The sequence below is a fragment of the Rhizobium sp. Nf11,1 genome, from assembly GCF_050587665.1.
Lineage (GTDB): Bacteria > Pseudomonadota > Alphaproteobacteria > Rhizobiales > Rhizobiaceae > Rhizobium.
Genome location: NZ_JBOBHU010000004.1, coordinates 1 through 23,538, shown reverse-complemented (window position 1 = coordinate 23,538; position 23,538 = coordinate 1). Strand labels below are relative to the sequence as shown.

Sequence of the window (23,538 nt, the reverse complement as noted above, 5' to 3'; positions counted from 1 at the left end):
GGCGATGGATCTTTTCAGCAATCTCGCGCTCGGCTTTGCCACGGCGGCAACGCTCGATAATCTCCTCTTCTGCCTGATTGGCGTGCTGCTCGGCACGCTGATCGGCGTACTGCCCGGTATCGGCGCCACGGCGACGATCGCCATGCTTTTGCCGATCACCTTCCAGCTCGAGCCGGTCTCCTCACTCATCATGCTCGCCGGCATCTACTACGGCGCGCAATATGGCGGCTCGACAACGGCGATCCTCATCAACATGCCGGGCGAATCCTCCTCGGCCGTCACCGCGATCGACGGCTATCAGATGGCGCGCAAGGGCAGGGCGGGGGCGGCGCTGGCGATTGCCGCGCTCGGCTCGTTCTTCGCCGGTACGGTCTCGACCTTCCTCGTTGCGGTCTTCGCGCCGCCGCTGACCGACATCGCGCTGCAATTCGGATCGGCTGAATACTTCTCGCTGATGATCGTCGGCCTCGTTTCCTCGATCGCGCTGGCGCATGGCTCGGTCGTCAAGGCGCTGGCGATGGTGGCGCTCGGGCTGCTGCTCGGCCTCGTCGGCACCGATATCTATACCGGCACACCGCGTTTCACGCTCGGCATCCGTGAATATGCCGACGGGCTGAATTTCGTGGCGCTCGCCGTCGGCGTCTTCGGCGTCGCTGAAATCCTGCGTAATCTCGAGGGAGAGTCGACAAGAACGGTGCTGATGGCCAAGGTATCGGGCCTCTTGCCTTCGCGCCAGGAATTCAAGGAGATGGTCGCGCCCATCATTCGCGGCACCGCCATCGGCTCGGCGCTCGGCATCCTGCCGGGTGGCGGGGCGATCCTCGCTTCCTTCGCCTCTTATACGGTGGAAAAGCGCTTGTCGAAGACGCCGAAGGAATTTGGCCAGGGCGCGGTTGCCGGCGTTGCAGGCCCGGAATCGGCCAATAATGCCGGAGCGCAGACCTCATTCATTCCGTTGCTGACGCTCGGCATTCCGGCCAATCCGGTGATGGCGCTGATGATCGGCGCCATGATCATCCAGGGCATCGTGCCAGGCCCGAACGTCGCCACCGAGCAGCCGGCGCTGTTCTGGGGCATCATCGCCTCGATGTGGATCGGCAATCTGATGCTCGTCATCCTCAATCTGCCGCTGATCGGGCTCTGGGTGAAGCTGTTGACGGTGCCTTATTACGTACTCTTCCCCATCATCATGGCCTTCTGCTCGATTGGGGTCTACAGCGTCAATTCCAACGTTTACGATCTCTATGCCGTCGCCTTCTTCGGCCTCATCGGCTATGTGCTGGCCAAGCTGCGCTGCGAGCCGGCGCCGCTGCTGCTCGGCTTCGTGCTCGGGCCGCTGCTGGAAGAGAACCTCAGACGCGCCATGATCCTGTCGCGCGGTGACCCCAGCACCTTCATCACGCGGCCGATCAGCGCCACGCTTCTGGCTATCGCGGTCGCCGTGCTCATCGTCGTCTTCCTGCCGAGCGTCAGGAAGAAGCGCGAGGAGGTATTCGTCGAAGAAGCTTGAGGGTTGAACTCGCCAGCTGTTTGATGAAAAACGAATGATCTGACGCGGGCGCCGTTCGGGCGCCCGTTTCACATGGAGGGATATCCGGCCCATGAGTATTCCTGCCCGGATCAAGGACGATCTGCCGTTCCTCACCGCCTTGCGCCGCGATCTGCACGCCCATCCGGAACTCGGTTTCGAGGAGGAGCGCACCGCCGGTATCGCCGCCAAGCTTCTTGAGGAGGCCGGCATCACCGTGCATCGCGGGCTCGCCGGCACCGGCATCGTCGGCACGCTGCAGGTCGGCAATGGCACGCGCAGGATCGGGCTGAGAGCCGATATGGATGCGCTCGCCATGCCTGAAATGGCGGAGCGGCCCTATAAATCGACAGCGCCTGGAAAGATGCATGCCTGCGGCCATGATGGCCATACGGCAATGTTGATCGGCGCCGCGCGGCATCTGGCGGCGACGCGGAATTTTTCCGGCACTGTGCATTTCATCTTCCAGCCGGCCGAAGAGGGCCGCGGCGGGGCAAAGCGCATGGTCGAGGAAGGGCTCTTCCGGCTTTTTCCCTGCGATGCCGTCTATGGCCTGCACAATATGCCGGGGCTTGCCGTCGACGAGATCGCCGTGGTCGAGGGACCGCAGCTCGCCTCCTCCGACAGCTGGCGCATCACCTTTCGCGGCGTCGGCACGCACGGCGCCAAGCCGCATCTCGGCCGCGATCCGATCACAGCAGCCGGTACTTTCCTGTCATCGCTGCAGACGATCGTCGGCCGTGTTGTCGACCCGCTGCAGCCCGCGGTCGTCAGCGCCTGCTTTCTGCAGGCGGGCGATGCCAAGGCGTTGAACGTCATTCCCGATATTGTGGAGATCGGCGGAACAGCACGGGCCTTTTCGCCTGCGGTGCGCGACCAGCTGGAGACCGAGATCGGTCGGTTGGCAAGTGGGACGGCTGCGATGTACGGCGTATCAGCCGACTATCGTTTTGAGCGGCGGATACCACCTGTCATCAATAATGCCGATGCGACATCACGGGCGCTTGCCGCCGCCGGCATCGTCTTTGGTGAAAAAGTGCAGAGGAGTTTTCCGCCGTCGACGGCCGGAGATGACTTTGCCTTCTTCGCTGAGAATGCGCCGGGCTGTTATGTCTGGATGGGCAATGGACCGGCGGTTGACGGCGCGCTGCACCACAACACGGCTTATGATTTCAACGATGAGGCGCTTGGATACGGGGCGGCTTACTGGGTGGCGTTGGTGGAGGGGGAGTTGAAGGTTTAAGCGATGTCCATTGCTCGGTTTTCGCTGTTTTGCGGCGCTGTGGCAGTCACGCACGACCTTTCGGAAGTGAGACGTCGTTCCACACTAGTTGACGGGCCAGACAAATAGCAGTGCCGGCACGCTGACGAGAATAATCAAAGCCGACAGCGGCAAGCCGAGACGCGGATAATCGGAAAACTTGTAACCGCCGGGACCGAAGACGAGCGTGTTGCACTGATGGCCGACGGGCGTGAGGAAGTCGCAACCCGCGCCAATAGCCACCGCCATCAGGAAGGCTTCCGGTTTGAAGCCTAGACCCGTTGCAAAGCCGGCGGCGATCGGTGCCATGACAAGGACCGTTGCAGCGTTGTTGAGGAAGGGGGTAACGGCCATGGCGGTCACCAAGATCAGGCCGAGCGCACCCCATGCCGGCAGATTCATCGCCGCCCCACTCAGCCAGCCGGCAATCAAATCGCTGCCGCCGGAGGTGCGCAAGGAGTCGGAGACGGGAATAAGGGCCGCGAGCATCACGAGGATCGGTCCATCAACCGATTTATAGACATCGGCAAGTGGAACAGCTCGAAAAACGACCATGCTCAGGGCGGCTGCGAAGAAGGCCACCGGAACCGGCGCGAGGCCGACGGCGGTCGTTGCCATCGCGAGCGCCAGGATAAGAAGCGGAATGAAGGCGCGGCGGCGGGTGCCGAGCAGCACCTCGCGCTGTGCGAGTGGCAGCAGGCCGAAATCCTGCAGAAGGGCAGTCAGGCTTTTCCGGTTGCCTTGCAGAAGGAGCACATCACCGGTGCTGATGGTCAAGTTTCCAAGACGTTCCTTGAGGCGCTCACCGCGCCGGCTAATCGCCAAAAGGTTGACCCCGCGCGTGTAGGAAAGCGCCAATTCTTTGGCCGAAAGGCCAGCGAGGGATGATTCCTGACTAACGATTGCCTCAAGCGAAATGATGTCTGCTTCCGGATGGCCGCCTTCTGCCAGAGGCTTGCCGGAAAGCTTCAATTTCCCCTGGGACACAATGCGGTCCATCGCTGCCGATGGACCTTCCAGCATGATAATATCCTCGGTGCGAAGCGTGAGATCAGGGAATGCAGCCATTCGGGTACCACCCCGCAGCACAGCCGTGGCTATGACCTCACCATCACCGAGCTTCAGGAGATCGCTCAATGCCTGCTCAACCAGAGTTGACTGGTCTGTGATCGCGACTTCGCTGGTGTAATTCTTGATTTCGATTGCATCTTCAATCGAGCTGTTCTGCTTGGTGCGGCTTGGCACCAGCCAGTGGAAGAACAAGAGGAAGGTGATGCCAACAATCGTGAGAACACCACCTATCGGCGTGAAGTCAAACATGGTGAAGGAGGTCCCCGTCATCTCCTCCCGCAACCGTGAAACGACGATGTTGGGCGAGGTGCCAATCTGCGTCATCAATCCGCCAAGTAAAGCGGCAAACGACATCGGCATCAGGTATTTTGAGGGAGAGGCGCCGGATTTTTTCGCGAACTTGAAGGCGACCGGCATCATGATCGCAAGCGCGCCGATATTTTTAATGAAAGCAGAAAGCATCGCCACCGCAATCATCAAGAGCGCGAGCTGCGTGTAAAACGTGTCCAGATTCGGGAAAAATCTCTTGATTGCCGAATCCACAATGCCTGACCGCGCTACGCCTGCGCTGACGACCAGTGCGCTGCCAACGATAATGACGATGTCATCCGAAAATCCGGAAAACGCTTTTCCCGGCGGCACAATGCCGGTTGCGACTGCCAATACAAGCGCACAACACGCGACAACATCATAGCGGAAGCGATCCCATATAAAGACTGCCATCATGAGCCCGATGACAGAAAAGGCGATTATCTGTTGTGTTGTCATGCGGCCCTGGGAAGAGGCTGGGATGTTGCGGACAGCCGAGCTGAAAATGATATTCAGAAACGCTGTAACGTTGTGCAAGTTCCTCGGCACCAACTCCGGGGCTCGAACCTCTGCATTTGCGGAGATACTCTCGGTTTTACGAGAAAAAACTCAACCGCCGATAAGGTTCTCCCAGCCGGCACCTCACCCATTTTGGTGATGGAACTAAACTGCCTAGCCGTGGTTCGGCGAACTTTCATGGTTTCGAAGCATAAGGGAAATCCTTTGAACGAGCTGCATCACGAATTCCAGCTACGAAGAGATTTTCCGCCGAGAGCCGAGGAGGACCAGTGGCCTCAACCTGAGCCCGCGGCATTGTCGGTGCACAGTCCACCGGACCTGCAAAGACCGCTGTGGCCCCGCCCATTAGTGGTTGATCTTGACGGCACCCTGGTGCGATCGGACCTGCTAATTGAGGCGGCCTTCTCGGAGCTTAGCCGTCGGCCCCATTCGATCGTCGATTTCATCAGGTCGCTTTCCGCCGGAAAGGCATGTCTGAAGCACCGCCTGTCTCAGCCAGCGGATTTCGATCCATCCATCCTTCCTTACGACGCGGAAGTGCTGAAGGTCATCAAGGCCGCACGGGAGCAGGGGCGTTCGGTTTATCTCGCTTCTGCAACCCACGAGCGCCTGGTTTGTGCGGTTGCAGACCACCTCGGCCTCTTCACCGGCTGGTTTGCAACAAGCGAGACGATGAATTGTGTCGCGGAGCTAAAGGCGGCAAAACTCGTCGCCGCCTTCGGGGAGGGTGGCTTCGACTATATCGGCAACGACTCGGCTGACTTGGCAGTCTGGCGCCACGCCGCAAAGTCTTATGCCATAAGGACATCGGCGGCAGTTGCGCGAGCGCTTTCGTGCCAATGCGAGAACGTCGAGCATCTGAGCCACGACAAAACGACATGGCGGATTTGGGCGCGTTCGTTGCGAGTGCATCAATACGTCAAGAACGCGTTGGTATTTGTCCCGCTGCTGACAAATCAACTCTTTGAGCTCCATAGCCTTGCGAATGCCTGCTTGGCTTTGGTGGCTTTTTCGCTCTGTGCCTCGGGCGTTTATCTTCTGAACGACTTGGTCGATCTGCAGGACGACCGCCGCCATAAAACCAAATGCCGCAGACCCCTTGCCTGTGGCGAGATACCACTGTCGCGCGCCGTTCTGGCAATCCCGATCCTGCTTTTGCTGGCGCTAACGGTCGCCGCCATGGTTTCATCCGTCTTTGTGCTCGTGCTGGCGGGATATTTCGCCTTGACCACCGCCTATTCTTTCTTCCTCAAGCGGAAGATGATCCTGGACGTGGTGGCTCTCGCCTCCCTTTACACCACAAGGGTGATCGGCGGCGCTGCCGCCGTCTCGGTGTGGCCATCTCCCTGGCTGCTTGCCTTCATGATGAGCTGGTTTCTCTCGCTCGCTTTGGTGAAGCGATACACCGAGCTCATTTCGCGACGCGCCGCGCACCTGCCGGACTCCAGAAACCGCGATTACAGGAAGGCGGATATCGGTATGGTGGGTGCCCTGGCAGCTGGAGCAGGAATGAACGCGCTGACGTTATTTGCCCTCTATGCCGCAAGCGACAGTGCCCAAGACATCTACACTAGGCCAGCTATGCTGTGGTTGGCCGGGCCGATTCTTGCCTGCTGGATTGCCCGCATCCTCATGCTCGCTCATCGGGGGCAGATGCATGACGATCCAGTCGTCTTCGCGATGAAGGACAAGGTCAGCCTTGCCACGCTCGGCGTTGCCGGCGCACTTGTCATTGCCGCGATGTGAGGTGGTCGCATGGGTCGCCAGTCTTCAGAGCGAAGCACTTCTGCCAGCCTCGCAACCCGCTACCTCGCCTTTGCCATGCTCTCCACGGCCGCCAATTTCGCGGTCCAGGCTAGTGTCATGCAGCTGGCGCCGTCGCCGAGCCTCATGCCATCTATGCTCGCAGGGACTGCTGCCGGCTTCGGCTTGAAATACGTCCTCGACAAAAGATGGATCTTCTTCGACGGCTACACGTCATACGGCGACGAGATGCTCAAGGTGGCGCTTTACGGCCTGTTCAGTGTCCTGACGACGCTCATATTCTGGGGGTTTGAAATTGCTTTTTGGACGGTCTGGAAGACGGACCTCGCAAAATACACCGGCGGAGCGCTCGGCTTGGCGATCGGCTACATCTCCAAATACGCATTGGACCGGAAATTCGTATTCAAACCAGAGGAGGCGTGACAAACTCATGGAGGGCTGGGGACGCTATCCGCACCATGAGAGCGAGGCCATCGACTGCCGGCTGCCGGAGGCGCTTGCAGGCACCGTGGCGGCTTGCGTGGGACTGATCGGGCGCGGAAATGGGCGCTCGTATGGTGACGCGGCGATCGGCGAACACTCCACCTTAATGTGCCGTGGGCTGAGCCGGATTCGGAGCTTCGATCCCACCAATGCGACGCTGACCGTGGAAGGGGGCGTAATGCTCTCGGACATTCTGCGCTCGTTTGTCCCGAGAGGCTATTTTCCGCCTGTGGTACCGGGCACCAAATTTGTCACGGTCGGCGGGATGATCGCCTCTGACGTGCACGGCAAGAACCATCATCGCGACGGCGGGTTCGGTGACCATGTCAGCGAGCTCAAGCTGGTGGTCGCCGGCGGAGAGATCCTCACCTGTAGCCGCACGCGCAACCCTGAGCTTTTCTTCGCGACGGTCGGTGGCATGGGCATGACCGGGATTATCGCGGAAGCGACCTTCCGCTTGAGACCGATCGAATCCGGCTGGATCGTGCAAAAGACGATCGTCACGAAAAACCTTGGCGAGGCGTTGAAGGCGCTGCAGCAGACCGAGGATGCAACTTATTCGGTCGCCTGGATCGATTGCTTTTTGCAAGGCGCTTCCCTTGGACGCTCGCTGATTTTCGCCGGCGAACACGCGTCGCTGGACGAGGTCGGCGGCATGCCGGAGGCCGATCGTTTTGCAGCGAAAAACGAGGGGAGGTTTTCACTGCCATTCGATCTGCCGCAATGGGTGCTCAACAAAACAAGCGTAGCAGCCTTCAACGAGCTTTATTTCAGGGCGGGAGCGCGAAAGGCAGCCAAGACGTCGCTGGTCCACTGGGATAAATACTTCTTTCCACTGGACGGTATCCTTGAATGGAACCGGCTGTATGGCAGGAGGGGCTTTCTGCAGCATCAGTGCGTGGTTCCTGCCGAGGATGCGCTCGCAGTCCTGAGTGGCATTCTCGAGCGCTTTGCGCGCTCGGGAAAAGGCTCCTTTCTTGCCGTTCTGAAGAAGCTGGGGCGCGGGAGCGGGCTGCTGTCCTTTCCTGCCCCGGGCTACACGCTCGCACTCGACCTTCCCGTCACGCAGGAAGTGTTCCGGCTGCTCGACGAGATCGACGAGCTGGTTGTCAAGGCAGGGGGGCGGCTCTATCTCGCCAAGGATGCACGACAGTCACGTCACACATTCGAGGCCGGTTACCCTCGGTTGGCTGCGTTCAAAGAGCTACGCAAAATAACGGGCGCCGATCGTCACTTTAATTCCCGCTTGGCAAAGAGGCTCGGCATATGACGGGGATCTGCAAGACATTGCTCCTGATAGGCGGGACGTCGGATATCGGTCGCGCGACGGCGCTGATCTATGCGGAGGCCGGATGGAATGTGCTTCTCACCGGACGAAAGCTCTCCGCCGTACAGCGCGAAGCCGACGACATCAGCGCGCGGACCGGCGCTAATGTCCTGGTTCACGAACTTGATATCCTCGCCACGAGCCACTTCGAAGATTTTGTGGGCGTCGTTTCGCCTCTGCCCGACACGGTGGTCTGCGTTGTCGGCGAACTGGGCGAGCAGTCTCGCGCTGAACGGCAGCTCGAGCACGCCGCCATGATCATGCGGACGAACTTCGAAGGACCAGCTTTGCTTCTTGGCCTTCTGGCAGAACGTTTTGCGGCAAGGGGATCAGGTACCATCGTCGGCATAAGCTCCGTCGCCGGAGATCGCGGACGCGCGTCCAACTATGTCTATGGCGCCGCAAAAGCCGGGTTGACCGCCTACTTGTCCGGCCTGAGAAACCGGCTGTCCGGGTCCGGCGTGCGCGTGCTCACCGTGAAGCCGGGTTTCGTTCGGACACGCATGACGCATGGCATGAAGCTGCCGCCGCTTCTCACAGCCGAACCTCGGGAGGTCGCGCAGAAGATCTTTACTGTCGCGGAGGGAGGCAGAGGCGGGGACGTCGTCTATGTCAGACGCATATGGCGGCCGCTCATGACGGCGATCCGGTTAATCCCGGAACCGATCTTCAAGAGGTTGCGGCTGTGACGGAACCAGGCAATCACGCCGCTTACGCGGCCATCGGAACGAGCGCAGGTGCCAGCAAGCGACCGGCGGCGAGGATACGGCGGTTGCTGTCGGCCGAAGGCGCAATCATTCTAACAGCATTGGCCTGCGCAGCCATGCTTGCCCTGCCCGGGAGGACCATCAACGCCGCCTTTATCAATGACGTGCTGGTCTTTATCGACGGTGCGCACCGCATCACGTTCGGTCAGGTGCCGAATCGCGATTTCCACACGGCGCTCGGGCCACTCGTCTTTTATCTTCCGGCGGCTGGATATCAACTGACGGGGAATTTCGGCGCTGCCATACCGGTCGGAATGGCTATTGTTGTCGTCGCCTTCATCCCGGCGATGATCCGCATTCTCGTGTCCCGCCTCAGCCCGTCATTGGCGGCCGCGCTCGGCATATTCCTCATTCTCATCCTCGCGGCGCCGATTAATCTCGGCAGTTCCATCTGGTATCCTTCCTTCGCGATGTTTTACAACCGCATCGGTTGGGTCGCGCTTGGCCTGCTGCTGGTGATGTATCGGACGCCGCAGCCCGCGCGCGGGCGAAGCGATGCCGCCGATGCCCTTGCCGCCGTCTTTCTTCTGCTCGTCTCATTCTACACCAAGGCGACCTACGGGCTTGCTGGAACCGCCTTTCTCGTGATCATCCTATTGGATCGGCAGCAGCGCCGCTGGGTCGTGACCGCCCTGCTGCTGACGGGGTTGGCCATGATCGCCATCGAGTTCTTCTGGGGCGGAACCGCTCAGCACATTGAGGATCTGCGGGCGGCGGCGCGTGTCAGCGGCGGCCATGATCTCGGCAGCATCCTGAAGAACCTACGTGAGAACCTTTCCGACCTCGTCGTATTTGCGACCTTCGCTTTGATCGCCATCTGGCAAACCCGCAGCTTCCGAGATTTTCTCTTCTCCGGGTTCTGCGTAGGCGCCGGCTTGGCGATCATCAACCAGAACGCCCACAGCTGGGGCATCATCACGCTCTACTGCGGTGCAGTCGTTCTGGCGCAGAAAGCCGCGTGGCTTCAGCAAGGTGATGAAGGGAGAAGGGCGGGAGGTTTGGCTCTTCCTGCCACGGCTCTGCCGCTGCTTGCGACCTTGTTCCTGTTGCCGCCGATCGTACACCACGCCGCAGCTCTCATTCTGCATACATCGCTTGCGGCTGAGAAAGCAGGGCAATCTCTCGGGCTGCCGCGTTTCGACGATGTTCGGGAGATCGATCCGCCCGGCGGCGAGCCTGACTTCATAAGGCGTTATCTCGACGACATCATCACCGGGGGAAGTCTGCTGCAGGCATTGCCGGTACCGCCGGAGCGCGTTTTCGTGCTTGATTTCGCCAATCCTTTTTCAGCGGGGCTCGGCATTCGTCCGCCTACCGGTGACTCCGCATGGTTTCACTGGAACCGCAATATCAACGAGAAAGCCTACATCCCACCGGAAGTGCTCTTTGCGGATGTAAAGTTCGTCATGGTGCCAAAAACAGGAATCAACAGCCTGCCGCTGCAGGCGCTGTACGGCCCGTTTCTTTCGGCTCGGTTCGAGGTCGTTCAGAAAACATCCGAGTGGACGATCTACCAGTGGCGCCAGGCGAAGACGCAAAGCGAGGTGCAGTGACTGAGACGGAAAGGTCGGTGGAAACGGCAGACGCCGCATCGCCCCTGGCGTCACGGTTGAGCCGGTCGTGGGTTGTCATCGTCGGCATGGGTTTCGTTCTCGCCGCCCTTCTCGCTTTGCCTGGCCGAACGGCGACGACCAAGTACGTCAACGACCTCTTCGTTTTCCTGGATGGTGCTCATCGCATCGTGCGTGGCCAAGTGCCGAATGTGGATTTCCATTCGTCGCTCGGGCCGCTGACATTTTATATTCCCGCTGCCGGCTATGGCTTGTCGGGCAATCTGGGCGGCGCGATGCCGGCTGGAATGGCGATAGTGGTCCTCCTGCTTACTGCCATTGCCGCGGAAATCGTGAGCGGCCGGATGCATAAGGCGTTCGGACTTCCGCTTGCGCTCTTCCTGCTCCTGATAGTTGCGGCTCCCGCGAATCCGGGCGAGCGGATAGGGGAGCTAACTTTTGCGATGTTCTACAACCGGATTGGATGGGCGTCGCTCGGCTTTTTGTTGGTGATGTATCTGCCTCGATTGCCGGCCGCCGGGAGTAGCAAAGCAGTCGATGCGGCATGCGCCAGTTTCCTTGTGTTGCTGATGCTCTACACCAAAATCACCTATGGGGTCGTAGGGCTTGGCTTCCTATTGTTCATGCTTTTCGATCGTCGCCAGATCGGTTGGGTGAGGTTGGCGCTGGGGATGATCGCCTTCAGCGTCATCGCGATTGAAATCGTCTGGCGCGGCGGGTTCAACTACCTTGCCGACCTTGGCCTTTCAGCAAAGAACAGCGGCGGCGTTCTGACGTTGACCGCACTCGGTCATTTGGTACGGAACAATCTCGCCGACCTTCTTGTCTATCTGACAGTCGTGCTCATCGTTCTCAACCTGACGCCGAGCTATCGGCATCTGCTCTTCGTTGCCTTCTGCGGCACGACCGGAATCCTCTTGATTGGGCAGAATTTCCAGACCGTCGGTATTCTGACTCTGGGTGCAAGCGCCGCCATCATCACGGAAAGCCTCTTTCGCGCCAAGCTGCTCTCCCGATACGGGAAAGCGCGGTTCGCGCTGCCGCTACTCGTGGGATTCCTGTTATTGCCCGCCGCCGTCGGCAACGCTGCATCACTCGCAATTCACGCCTATTACGCTGCCGGCGGCCGAGGCAAAGCGATCCCGCTGCCGGCGTTTTCCGAGATCAAGCTCGTTGAGATGTGGAGCGCCGGCCAATACGAATATTTCGAGGAATACAACAGCACACTGGTGGACGCTTCGGCCATCCTGTCGCAACTCATGTCTGGTGACGAGCGCGTCGCGGTTCTCGATTTCGTCAATCCCTTCTCCGCCGGCCTGGGGCTGACGCCGCCCGCGGGCGACAGCGTCTGGTATCATTGGGGGCGAACTCTTGGGCCGTATGATCATCCGGCCGCGGAAGAGATGTTCGCCGACGTCGATCTTATCCTCGATCCGAAATGGCCGATCGAGATCTGGACGGGCAACGGGCTGCGCGATCTTTATGCCCACTATATCGCCCGCCACTATGCGCTGGTGCGGGAGACGGCCGATTGGCGCATTTACCACAGAAAGGCTTCCTGAGCCGGCGCAGCCTGCTTTTTCACCTCCGCGGCGATCAAGGCCGATGAGCATCAGTACGAGCGCGCAGGCGCAAATCGACCCTGCGCTGCCAAACGGGTAGCAGGAAAAGTGTGTAGTGGATTCATCCGAGCGGCGAAGCCAGCGGGATGCCAACAGCACGAAGCCACTCACTGCGACGACCGCCAGGAACAGGAATGCCGAAATTAGTGGATTTTGGCGCCGTATGCTCCAGTTCTGTGTGCTCGCCGCGGCCTCGTCATCAGCATGTCGCGGAGTGGCCCTGCTGCGTCATCGCAATCCGATTGCTCCGTCTGTCTTTGACGCTTGCTAACTCTCCCTTGATGCGGATGTCCCGGCCGGTCTGCAGCAGCGCGGCCGGGCGGCCGTCCCGACTTACGACAGCTTCCTGATGGTGCTGTAAATGATGTTACGGTTGGCACCGAACCAGACTGTCTTCTCAACCGTGTTTTCCGCCGCACTACTATTGGCAATACGCCACATGTCGGCCTCGGAACGCTGGAGGAGCTCCCAGTTCATGTAGGATTCCATGTATCCGTCATCCGCCATCTCATCGGAGAAGTTGGCAAATAGAAAGACGCCGCCCGGTTTCAGCATTTCCATGCAAATCTGCGTGAGCCGGATTGCTACTTTATCGGCAAGGTAATCGTACAGCCCTGCTGCGTAGATCAGATCGAAGGTGCCAAGCTGATGTTTGCGCGCGAGCAAACCGCGCACCGATCCGTCGATAGGCTCGACAGAAGTCCCATGGAATTGGCTCGCGATCGAACCAATACTTTGCGGATCCTGATCAAGAGCAACCCAGCGCTTAAGGCGGCCTTCTGCAAGCGCCTTTGATGCCTCCGCTTCGCGAAGGTGACCCGCGGCGATTGCCAGAACCTCGGTGTCCGATCCCCTTCGCGCAGCGGTGTCATCAACGTAGCGGGTCAGAATGTCGCGACGTTCCCTGACCGCTACCGGGCCGGGCGCATTGATCGTGTATTCAAAGATATCCAGGCCGAGAAGCGTGGATCTGGCAACTTCTTCGGCGACCGCCGGATGCCCATAAATAAAGTCTATAAGACTGGCGTCACCGGAATAGCCGCGAGGTTTTTCAAAGGACCAACGAGTGAACGGGCACTGCTGCAGAATCTTTGCCGAGGGATGGGCCTGAATGAATGGAATGAGCTTTTGCCATACAGCAGTACCGAATTTTTGGCGGACGTCATGAAGCTGGCCGATCAACCACCTGACTGCACCAGGCAGGTCTTTCCCGGCGCTGAACCGCTGCATTGCAATGTTGATGAGAATCGCAAACTCGGCCTCTGCCGTCCGCAGGAGGTCCGTTTCATTATGGTGGTGAGGTGAGGGGAACTTTTTGCTGACTGACTGCGGTGTAATCAAGCTTTGGCCATCAAGAGAAAAGAGGGGCTGAGCCACGGAAACCTCATTGGGGATAATGATTTAAACATTGAGTAAAATCTTCATCATTCTCATGAAGGTCAAGCGTCAAGGTTGGAGCGCAGTCGAAGTGCACGTCTTAATTTTAGAAAATATTAGTGAACCCGACAGATACTCTGCCCGCCGGAAGCTCGGTGGAGCGTTATCGGTTGATGTGGAGTCTGCGGGGGGCTATCCAGCGTTAGCTGGCAGTCTGCGTAGGGCAATGCTGCATTATTTTGGGTGGCAGGGGCATGATGCACGTGTTAGCCGAGACCGCAGTCGCCACCATAGGGCCGACACTATCGTCAGGACAGTTGCGTCGCCTTTACAAGCAGAAGAGCGAGAGCGGCCGAAAGACCGCTACGCGCAACGGCCTCTGGATAGCGGTGGCTGCTTACCTTGCATACTCCTTCACTGACTACCTTTTTATTGGCGATGTCGTCCGGTACACGATCGCCGGCCGATTGGCGGTTGGCGTCGGTGCGATATGCATGCTGGAGCTCTTGCTCTACCGCAAAGCAAAGGCCGATACGGTCGATATGGCGGCGGCGACGTCCGTGCTAGCGGCTTATTTAGTCTGGCTTCTGACGGCACAGATGACCACGGTCAGAGACGCCTTCTCATATTACATGGTTTTTGGCTCGATCTTCATGATGAGCGTCAACTTGTTCTTCAGTTTCCGGTTTCCGCTAGCTCTTGCGGCCTCCGTAACGAACATGCTCATCTTCATCGGCGCCCTCTGTTTATTCGCGCCGATGCTGCTTCTTCATAAGCTGATCCTGGGTGCGTTCTGCATATCCTGCTTCATTTTTACCTCTTACGTGAACCTTCAGCTCAACAGAGAGCGCTATAAAGTTTTCCTGAATGCTCTTGAAGCGAGTTTGCAGCAGGCCGCCGCCGAGGAAAGGGGCAAGGCGCTTTTGCACCTCTCCAACACCGACTCGCTGACCGGCCTGGAAAATCGCCGGGCGATCGACCAACGGCTGCGTGATTATTGGCAACGATGGCAGGACCATAGGGCGCCCTTTGCCGTGCTGCTCATCGATGTCGATTATTTCAAACATTACAACGACTGCTATGGCCATCAAGAAGGCGACCGATGCCTTGTCGCTGTCTCGCAGCTTCTCCAAAGTGTGGCCTCGTCCTGGGACTCCATCATCGGACGATACGGGGGTGAGGAATTCATCCTCATCACACCAACGCTGAATTCGGAAAGAGCGACGGAACTCGCAGAAGCGATTTGTGCTGCCGTCCGAGCGTTGGCTTGGCCACATGAGCATAGGCGAGACGGGACCACGGTCATCACCGTGAGTATCGGCGTGTCCTATACGCGGGATGAGACCAAACAGGTCGACAAGGTCATCCATGAAGCTGATCGCGCGCTTTATGCCGCCAAGGCATCGGGTCGCAACACCCTCGTGGTCTTCGATCCCGAAGACCCGCAGAGGAGCGATGACAGCGAGGATATAGCCGCGACCTTGAAAATCGCGATTGAACACGGCCTTGTCTCACTCGTCTATCAGCCGATCCGCAACATTCAGACAGGCAAGACGGACGGCGTTGAAGCTTTGATGCGTTTGAGGATGTTGGACGGGACGCAGGTGTCACCTGCTATGTTTATTCCTGTTGCGGAAAGGACAGGTTCGATCGTTGAACTCGGCCGGTGGGCAATTCGCACCGTTTGCCGAGACCTGTTGGCGACCGGCTTGGTGCAAGTTGCCAGCGTCAACGTTTCGCCGATTGAGCTCAAAATGCCAGGTTTCGCCAGCTATGTCGCAGCGACGCTCGCAGAATTCGGGGTGACGGGCGCTCGGCTTGCTTTCGAAATTACCGAAGGCGTTGAGCTGGAAATCGACCAGACCGTGGTTCGTTGCATCAGCGACCTGAGAAGGTTGGGCGCTCAAGTCTGGCTGGACGACTTCGGCACAGGCTTCGCCGGGCTCTCGTGGCTGCGCCTGATCGAATTCGACACCGTCAAGATCGATCGATCCTTCCTCCATGATTGCAATACGGAAAAAGGCAAGAGGATGTTGCTTGACATCATCAGCCTGCTGCGCAATCGCGGCGTGAGGATACTCATTGAAGGCGTTGAGACCATCGAACATCAGCGGCTGATGCAGCAGTACGGAATCAACCAGATCCAAGGATATTACATTGGACGGCCCGCGCCGGCAGCTCAGCTTGAATCTGATAATGTGCTGCCTTTCGGCCTGGTCAGGACTCATTGATTCCAAACGTCCATTCCGGAATGGGCAATAAGTTATGTTGGTCACGGCGGCAGGCGCCCGTAGGCGGATTGCACAGCACTCCCGCTCGCTTTTGATCCGTGCGTCCCTGCCTAGAAAATCTCCAGCACCGGACCTTCCAGCACTTTCCCCGTCACCACATCCGCAACCCCCCGGTCCGTCTGATGCGGGCCGGCATTGCAGGCGAGTGTCGCGCCGAAGCAGGCCTTGAAGACGCGGTAAGGTGGCTTCCAATCGACGATCTTGCCCATGGCCTTACGGATGTCGGCAAAGGCTGAGGCGGTGTCCTTCAGTGAGGCGTCGGTGACGAGGCCGGAGAGCGGCAGCGGCAGGATCGCTTCGATTTGGCCGTCCTTGGCGACCGCCATGCCGCCCCCGGCTGTTATGACAGCGTTGGCGGCGAGCGCCATGTCGGCTGCATTGCCGCCGAAGACGGTGAGGTTGTGGCTATCATGCGAGACGGTGGTGCAGAAGGCGCCCCGCCATTCGCCCCAGCCGCTGAGGAAACCGTTGCGCGGGGTGCCACCGGCCCTTCCGTGGCGATGGGCGACGGCGATCATGGCGCTGCCGACAGGTGGCACGACGAAGCCGTCCCGGATATACGTTTCCGCCTCTCCCCATTGAGTGAAGCGTGGGCGGTCGATGGTGGCGACGCGGACGCGCTCGCCTTTCGCGGGGATGCGGAAATCGTCGTCGGTCAGCAGCGGCAGCTTCACGGACTTGATCAGCGGCGCCGTATCGAGCGGCTGAACGGTCGCCTCCATGCTGCCGTTGCGGGCGACGACGCGGCCATCTGATATGACGAGGCGTGCTCGGAATTCCGTGAGATCCTCGAAGAGAACGAGGTCGGCGCGGCGGCCGGAGGCGACAAGGCCGAGATCGGAACGCTTCAGCCGCTCAGCGGCGTTGAAGGTCGCGGCGCGCAGTGCCCATTCCGGTTTCATGCCATAGCGCACCAGGCGACGGGCGACATCATCGAGGCCGCCGCTTTGGTAGAGTTCATCGGGAAAGACGTCGTCGGTGCAGAGCGTAATGGTTGGCGGCAGATGGCCGAGGCCGTTCAGCACCTCGACGAATTCCTGCAAGAGATGATCGTGAGAGCCACGCAGTTCGATCGTCAGACCGGCGGAAAGTTTGGCGCTAAGATCGGCGCCGGAGGTGAGTTCGTGGTCCGACGTGACGCCCGCTGCCATGAAGGCGTTGAGGTCCGCGCCGGTGAGGCCGCGGGCATGGCCACAGACGAGCTTGCCGGAAGCAAGGCCTGAGTTGACGATGGCGCTCATGCGCGGATCGCCGTTGATGACGCCGCGCATGTTCATGACTTCGGCAACGCCGCCGACGGCAGGAGAACGCAGCATCTCGGTGACGACGGCGGCATCGAAATCGGCGCCGGCGAGTTCCAGGCCCGGCGCAGACGGCACGCAGGAGGGGGCGAGCAGGATCATGCGCAGCGGCAGAGCACGTGCCGCCTCGATCGCCCAGCGCACGCCGTCGAGGCCGTGGACGTTGCCGAATTCATGCGGATCCCACACGACCGTGGTGACACCGCGCGGCAGCACGGCGCTTGCATATTCGGCGGGTGTCACCATCGAGCTTTCGACGTGCATGTGCGTATCGATCAGGCCCGGCGTCAGGATGCCGTCAGTCGCATCGATGATTTCGACCGCGTCGATTCGGCTCGCCCGGGCATGGACGCTGGCGATGAGCGCGCCGACGAGGCCGACATCAGCCTCCCGGATCAGGCCCGTCACCGTATCGAGCAGGCGGCCGCCGGTGATGAGCATATCGAACGGGGCGTCGCCGCGGGCGGCGGCAACGGCGCGGGCGCGCAAGGCTGGATCGTTGAGATCGAAAGGTTCCTGACGAGCAATGGCGTTCATCTGCGGGCCTCATTGATCAGGGCGGCGAGAATGATGGTACGCGCCTTCTCAACGTCGATATCGGCGGCGAATTGGGCGTTGAAGGTCGCATGCGTGGCGCGGGTCTCGACGACGGTGCGGCCACGGGTGAGGGCGCCCTGCAGTTCGACGTCGATGCGCGCGGGGCGGAAGCTGACGATATCGGGGGCGACGAAGGCCACGGCGGCGGAGGGATCGTAAATCGCCATGCCGGGACGGCCGCGGCTGGTGCCGATGCTTATATAGCCGGCGAACATGTCGCCGATCGGTTCGGCATTTGCGCCGCCGGCACTGAGTACCGGCTCGACATCCTCGGGCCTTGCCAGCACTTTGCGGCAGAGGTCGAGATCGACCATGCGCAGCGGCAGGCCATGGGCGATAACGATCGCCAGCGCCTCGGGATCGGCGAGCGCGTTGAACTCGGAGGAGGCCGTATGGTTGCCGGATGTGACGCCGCCGCCCATCCAGACGAGTTCGGTGATACATGCGGCAAGATCGGGGCGTGCGAGCGCCACGGCGGCGATATTGGTCAGGGGACCGAGAGCCAGGATGCGGTGTGGTCCGTTGCCCTCGAGCCAGCGGCAGAGCGCGGAGAAGGCGTCGCTCTCGGCCAGGGCGGCGGCTTTCGGTAGGCTCTTGCCGGATGTCGGAATGCCGGTTTCGCCGAGGATCGCCTGGGCGGTTTCGAGTTTGCCGAGAACGGGTGCAGCACGCCCGGTATGGACGGGGAACGTCCAGTCGAAGGCGCCGGCGGCGCCGGCTGCATTCATCCTCACCTGCGGCAGCGGCGTGTTGCCGAAGACCAGCGAGACGCCGTCGATCTGATATTTCGACTGCGCCACCACCAGAATGGCGGCGATGTCGTCGAAGCCCATGTCGGTATAGATCCACACACCCATGATGTCACCCGAAGCGCTTGAGGTTGGCCGCGCCGGCGACCGGCAGATCGAAGGCGAGCGCACTGCCGATCTCGTGCGGCGGCAGGCTCGCGTCGATTTCAGCCTTGATAGGCCCAAGCGGCGTATGGAGGAGGTATTCGCGTGTGTTGCCGGCGAAAGACGTGCCGTGCACTTTGCCTTGGAACGGACCGGAGCCGAGGGTCACCGTACGCGGGCGCCAAGCCAGGCCGGCCGCAGCTTGGGGCGGCGGATCGGAGAGTGCTGCGGGGCCGTGCGGCGTCACAAGCTTTCCGTCTTTCAGAGCGAAGACATTTTCGAAGCCCACGAAATCGGCGACGAAGGCGGAGGCGGGATTGTTATAGATCTCCTCCGGCGTGCCGATCTGTTCGATGCCGCCGTCCAGCATGACGACGATGCGGTCGGCGAGCGCCAAGGCCTCGACCTGGTCGTGAGTGACGAAGATCATGGTGACGCCGGTCTCCTTCTGCACGCGCTGCAATTCAGCGCGCATTTCGAGGCGAAGGCGGGCGTCGAGATTGGAGAGCGGCTCGTCGAGCAGCAGGACCTTCGGCTCCATCACCATGGATCGCGCCAGTGCGACACGCTGCTGCTGGCCGCCGGAGAGTTCGGCGGGCTTGCGGCCGGCGAAAGTGGTGAGGCCGACGGATTTCAGGCCGGCGCCGACGCGGGCATCGAGATCCGCGCCCGAAATGCCCTTGAGGCGCAGGCCGAAGGCGACGTTCTCGTAGACCGTCAGATGCGGGAACAGCGCGTATGACTGGAAGACGAGGCCGACGGCGCGCTTGTTGGCGGAGACGCCGGTTATATCGGCGCCGTCGAGGCCGATGCGACCGGATGCGGGCTTCAGCAGGCCGGCAATGGCGCGCATCGTTGTCGTTTTGCCACAGCCGGAGGGGCCGAGAAGGGCGACGAGCTCGCCCTTGGCGATCGCAAGGTCGAGATCCCTCACGGCGACCGTGTCACCATAGCGCAGCGTCAGCTTGTCGAGTTGGAGATAGGCATCAAACATAACGCGAGAATCCCAGGAAGCGTTCGGCGAGGAAGACGATGCCGATCGAGAGGAAAGCGAGAAGGGCGGAGAGCGCCGCGATGGAAGGATCGTAGGTGGTTTCCATATAGCCCAGCATATCGATCGGCAGGGTTCGGACACCCGGGCCGGAAAGGAAGAGCGAGACCGGCACCTGATTGAAACTGGTGACGAAGCCGAGGATGAAGGCGGCCAGGATGCCGCCGCGGATATTCGGCATGACCACGCGGAAAAAGGCACCGAGCCTGGAGGAGCCGAGCAGGACGGCCGCCTCCTCGATATCCGAGCGCAGATTATCGAGGCTCGCCGACACGACGCGCACGGCATAGGGCAGTACGAGGGCCGCATGGGCAAAGAAGAGCGCAAGCGTGATGTTGAAGCCGAAGGGCACGACGAGATAACGCAGCAATGCCAGGCCGACGATGATGCCGGGGACGATGATCGGCAGCGAGACGATGGTGCGGACGGTCTCTGCTGCGGGCAGCGGGTAACGCGACAGGGCATAGGCGGCGGGGATGCCGAGGATGAGGGCTGCCAGTGTTCCGAAAACGGCAAGGAACATCGACATGGCGAAGCTGTCGCGAAAGTTTTCAATAGTGAAGACCTTCATCACCCAGCGTAGCGAGAGGCCCTGCGGCGGGAAAGCCAGCGTGTCACCAGCCGAGAGCGAGGCGGCGATGATGATCAGAAACGGGCCGATCAGGAAAATAAGCAGCAGGAAGAGGACGACAGGCGAAAGGAGACGGATGCTCATCTGCGTCTCCTCGCCGTCGCAAGGCGTTTCAGCAGGATGTTGGCGGCAAAGCTCATGACGATCAGAATGAAGGCGATGACGCTTGCCGAGACGAAATCATTGGCGACCGACACCTGCTGATACATCAGTGTTTCGAGCATCAGCACCTTGGAACCGCCGAGGATGGCGGGGGTGATGTAGGCGGTGAGCGAGCCGGTGAAGACGAGCGTGCCGCCGATGACGAGGCCCTCGCGCGTGAGCGGCAGGACGACCTTCCAAAAGACCTGGAACCAGTTGGCGCCGAGCACGCGGGCGGCCGGGATCGCATCCCTCGGCATGTTTTCCAGCGCACTGATCAACGACAGGATCATCAGCGGCAGGAAGAGCTGCAGGAGGCCGATGAAGACGGCGGTCTCGGTGAAGAGCAGGCGCAGCGGTTCGGCGCTGAAACCGAGGCCCGTGATCGCCTGGTTGACGATGCCGGTGCGGCCGAGAATGACGATCCAGGCATAGGTGCGCGCCACTGGCGAGATCATCAGCGGCAGGGTGACCAAGCCGATCATGCGGCCTTTGCCGTTCGCCGGCAGGTTGACGATTGCAAAGGCTGCGGCGTAGCCGATGACGGCCGAGACAGCGGTGACCTCGAGGGCGAGCCGGAAGGAGCGCAGGAAAACGGTCCGGTTCAGCGTCTCGGAAAAGAAGCCTGTGTAGGCCGATATCGTCCAGGCATCGCCGGCGCGAAAACCCTCCGACAGCAGGATTGCGACGGGCAGCAGGAATACCACCGTCGCAAAGACGGCTGCCGGCAGGGCAAGCGCCAGGGCTTCCGCGCGGTTCTGGAACATGAGGCGCCTTTCCAGGAGAGGAGATGGCCCCGGCGAGCGGCCGGGGCGGGTTCATGCGGGCTCTACTGGCCGACCTTCTCGTTCCAGGTCTTCAGCCAGCCGGCGCGGTTGTCGAGGGCGATGGCAGAAGGGATCAGTTTGAGGCTCTTGGCCGTTTCCTCGCCATAGGTGAGGTTGCCAGCGGCAGCGTCCGAAAGCTTGACCTCGCTATTCGCTGGGCTGTCGATCAGCTTTTCGGCGAGCTTGGTTTGGGTCTCGGTCGAGAGCCAGAAATCCATGAACTGCATGGCGAGATCCTGGTTTTTCGAACCTTTGGTCAGCACGAGAACATTCATGCCGCCGGTCTGTCCCTCTTTCGGCGTTGCCCAGGCAATGGGGAGGTCGAGCTTGGTGAAGCCGGCCCAGGAGAAACGGCCGATGGGGGCTGCCCAGATTTCCTCCTGCTGCATCAGTTGCACGAGCTGCGAAGATTTTTCATAGAAGGTGACGATGTCGTCCTTCTTGTCGCCCAGCGCTGCGATCGGGCCTTGCAGATCGGGCGTATCCTTGCCGAGCGCCAGGCCCAGCATGTAGAGCGCCGGCGGGCCCTGATTGGTGGTGACGTTCGGGAAGGCGACATGGCCAACATATTCCGGCTTCAGGAGGTCGGCCCAGGACTCGATCTTCATCTTGTCGGAACGATAAGCGATCGACGTGGCATAGAAAGTGTAGCCAACGCTCATGCCGTCGCCGTTCGGGTCCTTGGCGACGTCGTAGAGCTTGGCGAAATTGGCAAGCTTCGCGATATCGATCTTGTCGATCAGTCCGGTGCGTGATGCGGCAAGCGCATCGGCCATCGAAACGGCGGCGAGATCGACCACGGGGTTGGCCTTGTTCGCCTCCATTTTTGCCAGCCGCTCGACGCTGTTGCCGGTCTCGACCACCAGCTTGCAGCCGCATTGGGCTTCGAACGGATCATAGACCAGGGTCTTGAAGTCGTCCTGCGCGAAGGCATAGACGGAAATGGTCAGCGTCCGTTCAGCTGCGGAGGCGGCAAACGGCCAAAGTGCGGCGAGTGCCGCCGACGCCATGAGAGCTTTTTTCATCTTACATGTTCTCCATCTCTGAGGTTCTTGGTGCCGGGCTCGCAGGCCCGGATGATTGACGGACAATCAGCTGCATTGCCACGCGTTCGATTTCCGCGATCACGAGAACGCCTTCCCGGGTGCGGCTTTTTCTGATGGTATCGGCCAGCGCCGACACGGCAATCCCCGCAATTCTATCCATGTCCATTCTGACCGTCGTCAGCGACGGTGTGACAACAGGCGACCAGATGAGGTCGTCGAAGCCGGTGACGCTCACATCGCCGGGAACGCTGATGCCGGCTTGCTGCAGCTCGGTCAGCGCGCGTAATGCCTGCAGATCGGAGAGAGCCGCGAAAGCGGTAAAACCCTCCCGCACCTTTTCGGCAAGGCCGAGCGGACAGCCGCTGCCGCCATCCTGCTCTACCTTCCCGATCCACAGCGTTTCGGTATGCATGCCCGCGTGCATTCCGGCGCGAATCCCATCGGCGCGATCGTTCTGAACGCTGGATTCCTGGTTGTTGCCGATGATGAGGATGCGTTGGTGGCCGAGGGCCGCGAGATGGAGCGCGATTTCGCGGCCGCCCTGCCAATGGTCGGCTGAAACGGTGTTGCCTGGCGTCGAGGGGGTATCGATGAGAGCGACTGGGCAGGCGGCGGACAAAATGCGGGTGGCGCGGCGGGGAATAATGACCATGCCGTCGACGCCGCGTTCGACGAGACGATTGATCGCCTCGGTCTGAGTGGCAGCATCGCCGCGGGAGTCGGCGATTAGAACACCGTAACCAGCGGTGGAGGCGGCAAATTCGATCGCCTGTGCGATCTTCGGGAACAGAGGATTGGCGATGTCCGGCAACACCAGGCCGAGAACGCCGCTGCGGCCGGTTCTGAGCGCGCGGCCGGCCTGGCTCGGGACATAACCCAGTTCGGCGGCATGTTCGCGGATCCGTTCGACCAGTTGGCCGGAGACCCGGCCTTTGCCGGAAAGCGCATTGGAGACCGTGGCAATAGAGACGCCGAGCGAGGTCGCTATCCTGCTGAGGTTCGGTCCGGAGCGCGATGCAGCCATGATCTGATGCATTCTGATTAATCGTTTAATCAGTGCTATAGCAGCCGTCTCCGCTTGTCCAATCCAAATTCGTCTGGTGCCCGATTATTCCGGGATATTGTCGGGCATGAAAAAACCCCGCGAGGTGATCGCGGGGT

General features: G+C 60.5%; 18 protein-coding genes. 9 read left to right on the top strand and 9 right to left on the bottom strand.

Annotation, left to right across the window (positions count from 1 at the left end):
* Window positions 1-4: 4 nt before the first annotated feature.
* Complete coding sequence (locus tag ACQ7C1_RS07940; protein WP_085779293.1) at window positions 5-1,510, top strand: tripartite tricarboxylate transporter permease; 1,506 nt, start codon at window positions 5-7, stop codon at window positions 1,508-1,510.
* A gap of 91 nt (window positions 1,511-1,601) precedes the next feature.
* The gene (locus ACQ7C1_RS07935; RefSeq protein WP_430957894.1) at window positions 1,602-2,771 is read left to right on the top strand and encodes a M20 aminoacylase family protein; all 1,170 of its coding nucleotides are present in this window, start codon (window positions 1,602-1,604) and stop codon (window positions 2,769-2,771) included.
* 84 nt (window positions 2,772-2,855) lie between these two features.
* Here the strand turns inward: ACQ7C1_RS07935 and ACQ7C1_RS07930 are convergent, their stop codons facing one another.
* A complete protein-coding gene (locus ACQ7C1_RS07930; protein WP_430958085.1) occupies window positions 2,856-4,628 on the bottom strand; it encodes an SLC13 family permease in 1,773 nt (590 codons plus the stop codon).
* Window positions 4,629-4,892: 264 nt separating this feature from the next.
* Between ACQ7C1_RS07930 and ACQ7C1_RS07925 the strand changes: the two genes are divergently transcribed.
* From ACQ7C1_RS07925 to ACQ7C1_RS07900, 6 genes are all read left to right on the top strand, one after another.
* Window positions 4,893-6,434, top strand: coding sequence for a UbiA family prenyltransferase (locus tag ACQ7C1_RS07925; RefSeq protein WP_430957893.1), 1,542 nt, complete (start codon window positions 4,893-4,895; stop codon window positions 6,432-6,434).
* Between the two features lie 9 nt (window positions 6,435-6,443).
* Entirely contained in the window at window positions 6,444-6,875 is a 432-nt protein-coding gene (locus ACQ7C1_RS07920; RefSeq protein ID WP_430957892.1) for a GtrA family protein, read from the top strand.
* Window positions 6,876-6,882: 7 nt separating this feature from the next.
* Complete coding sequence (locus tag ACQ7C1_RS07915; protein WP_430957891.1) at window positions 6,883-8,205, top strand: FAD-binding oxidoreductase; 1,323 nt, start codon at window positions 6,883-6,885, stop codon at window positions 8,203-8,205.
* Window positions 8,202-8,951, top strand: coding sequence for an SDR family oxidoreductase (locus tag ACQ7C1_RS07910; RefSeq protein ID WP_430957890.1), 750 nt, complete (start codon window positions 8,202-8,204; stop codon window positions 8,949-8,951). Before ACQ7C1_RS07915 ends, ACQ7C1_RS07910 begins: the two co-directional genes overlap by 4 nt.
* Window positions 8,948-10,582, top strand: a complete 1,635-nt coding sequence (locus tag ACQ7C1_RS07905) for a hypothetical protein (RefSeq protein ID WP_430957889.1) — start codon at window positions 8,948-8,950, stop codon at window positions 10,580-10,582. Before ACQ7C1_RS07910 ends, ACQ7C1_RS07905 begins: the two co-directional genes overlap by 4 nt.
* Window positions 10,583-10,668: 86 nt before the next feature.
* Window positions 10,669-12,162 carry a hypothetical protein gene (locus ACQ7C1_RS07900; RefSeq protein WP_430958084.1) on the top strand — a complete coding sequence of 498 codons (1,494 nt, stop codon included), beginning with the start codon at window positions 10,669-10,671 and terminating at the stop codon, window positions 12,160-12,162.
* 393 nt (window positions 12,163-12,555) lie between these two features.
* Here the strand turns inward: ACQ7C1_RS07900 and ACQ7C1_RS07895 are convergent, their stop codons facing one another.
* Complete coding sequence (locus ACQ7C1_RS07895) at window positions 12,556-13,599, bottom strand: class I SAM-dependent methyltransferase (protein ID WP_183698937.1); 1,044 nt, start codon at window positions 13,597-13,599, stop codon at window positions 12,556-12,558.
* Between the two features lie 254 nt (window positions 13,600-13,853).
* On the opposite strand from ACQ7C1_RS07895, the gene ACQ7C1_RS07890 reads away from it, so the two are divergent.
* A complete protein-coding gene (locus ACQ7C1_RS07890) occupies window positions 13,854-15,830 on the top strand; it encodes a putative bifunctional diguanylate cyclase/phosphodiesterase (protein ID WP_430957888.1) in 1,977 nt (658 codons plus the stop codon).
* Window positions 15,831-15,940: 110 nt separating this feature from the next.
* On the opposite strand, the gene ACQ7C1_RS07885 is transcribed toward ACQ7C1_RS07890, so the two are convergent.
* From ACQ7C1_RS07885 to ACQ7C1_RS07855, 7 genes are all read right to left on the bottom strand, one after another.
* Window positions 15,941-17,728, bottom strand: coding sequence for an adenine deaminase (locus tag ACQ7C1_RS07885; RefSeq protein ID WP_430957887.1), 1,788 nt, complete (start codon window positions 17,726-17,728; stop codon window positions 15,941-15,943).
* Window positions 17,725-18,645: a nucleoside hydrolase gene (locus tag ACQ7C1_RS07880; protein WP_430957886.1), complete on the bottom strand. Its 921-nt coding sequence runs from the start codon at window positions 18,643-18,645 to the stop codon at window positions 17,725-17,727. The genes ACQ7C1_RS07885 and ACQ7C1_RS07880 overlap by 4 nt, the downstream gene beginning before the upstream one ends.
* 4 nt (window positions 18,646-18,649) lie before the next feature.
* Window positions 18,650-19,675, bottom strand: a complete 1,026-nt coding sequence (locus ACQ7C1_RS07875) for an ABC transporter ATP-binding protein (RefSeq protein ID WP_430957885.1) — start codon at window positions 19,673-19,675, stop codon at window positions 18,650-18,652.
* The gene (locus tag ACQ7C1_RS07870; protein ID WP_430957884.1) at window positions 19,668-20,447 is read right to left on the bottom strand and encodes an ABC transporter permease; all 780 of its coding nucleotides are present in this window, start codon (window positions 20,445-20,447) and stop codon (window positions 19,668-19,670) included. Before ACQ7C1_RS07870 ends, ACQ7C1_RS07875 begins: the two co-directional genes overlap by 8 nt.
* Window positions 20,444-21,271 (bottom strand): ABC transporter permease, encoded by an 828-nt coding sequence (locus ACQ7C1_RS07865; protein WP_183698947.1) that lies wholly within the window; start codon window positions 21,269-21,271, stop codon window positions 20,444-20,446. Before ACQ7C1_RS07865 ends, ACQ7C1_RS07870 begins: the two co-directional genes overlap by 4 nt.
* A 62-nt stretch (window positions 21,272-21,333) precedes the next feature.
* Entirely contained in the window at window positions 21,334-22,356 is a 1,023-nt protein-coding gene (locus ACQ7C1_RS07860; protein WP_430957883.1) for an ABC transporter substrate-binding protein, read from the bottom strand.
* A gap of 1 nt (window position 22,357) precedes the next feature.
* Window positions 22,358-23,401 carry a LacI family DNA-binding transcriptional regulator gene (locus ACQ7C1_RS07855; protein WP_430957882.1) on the bottom strand — a complete coding sequence of 348 codons (1,044 nt, stop codon included), beginning with the start codon at window positions 23,399-23,401 and terminating at the stop codon, window positions 22,358-22,360.
* Between the last annotated feature and the right edge of the window lie 137 nt (window positions 23,402-23,538).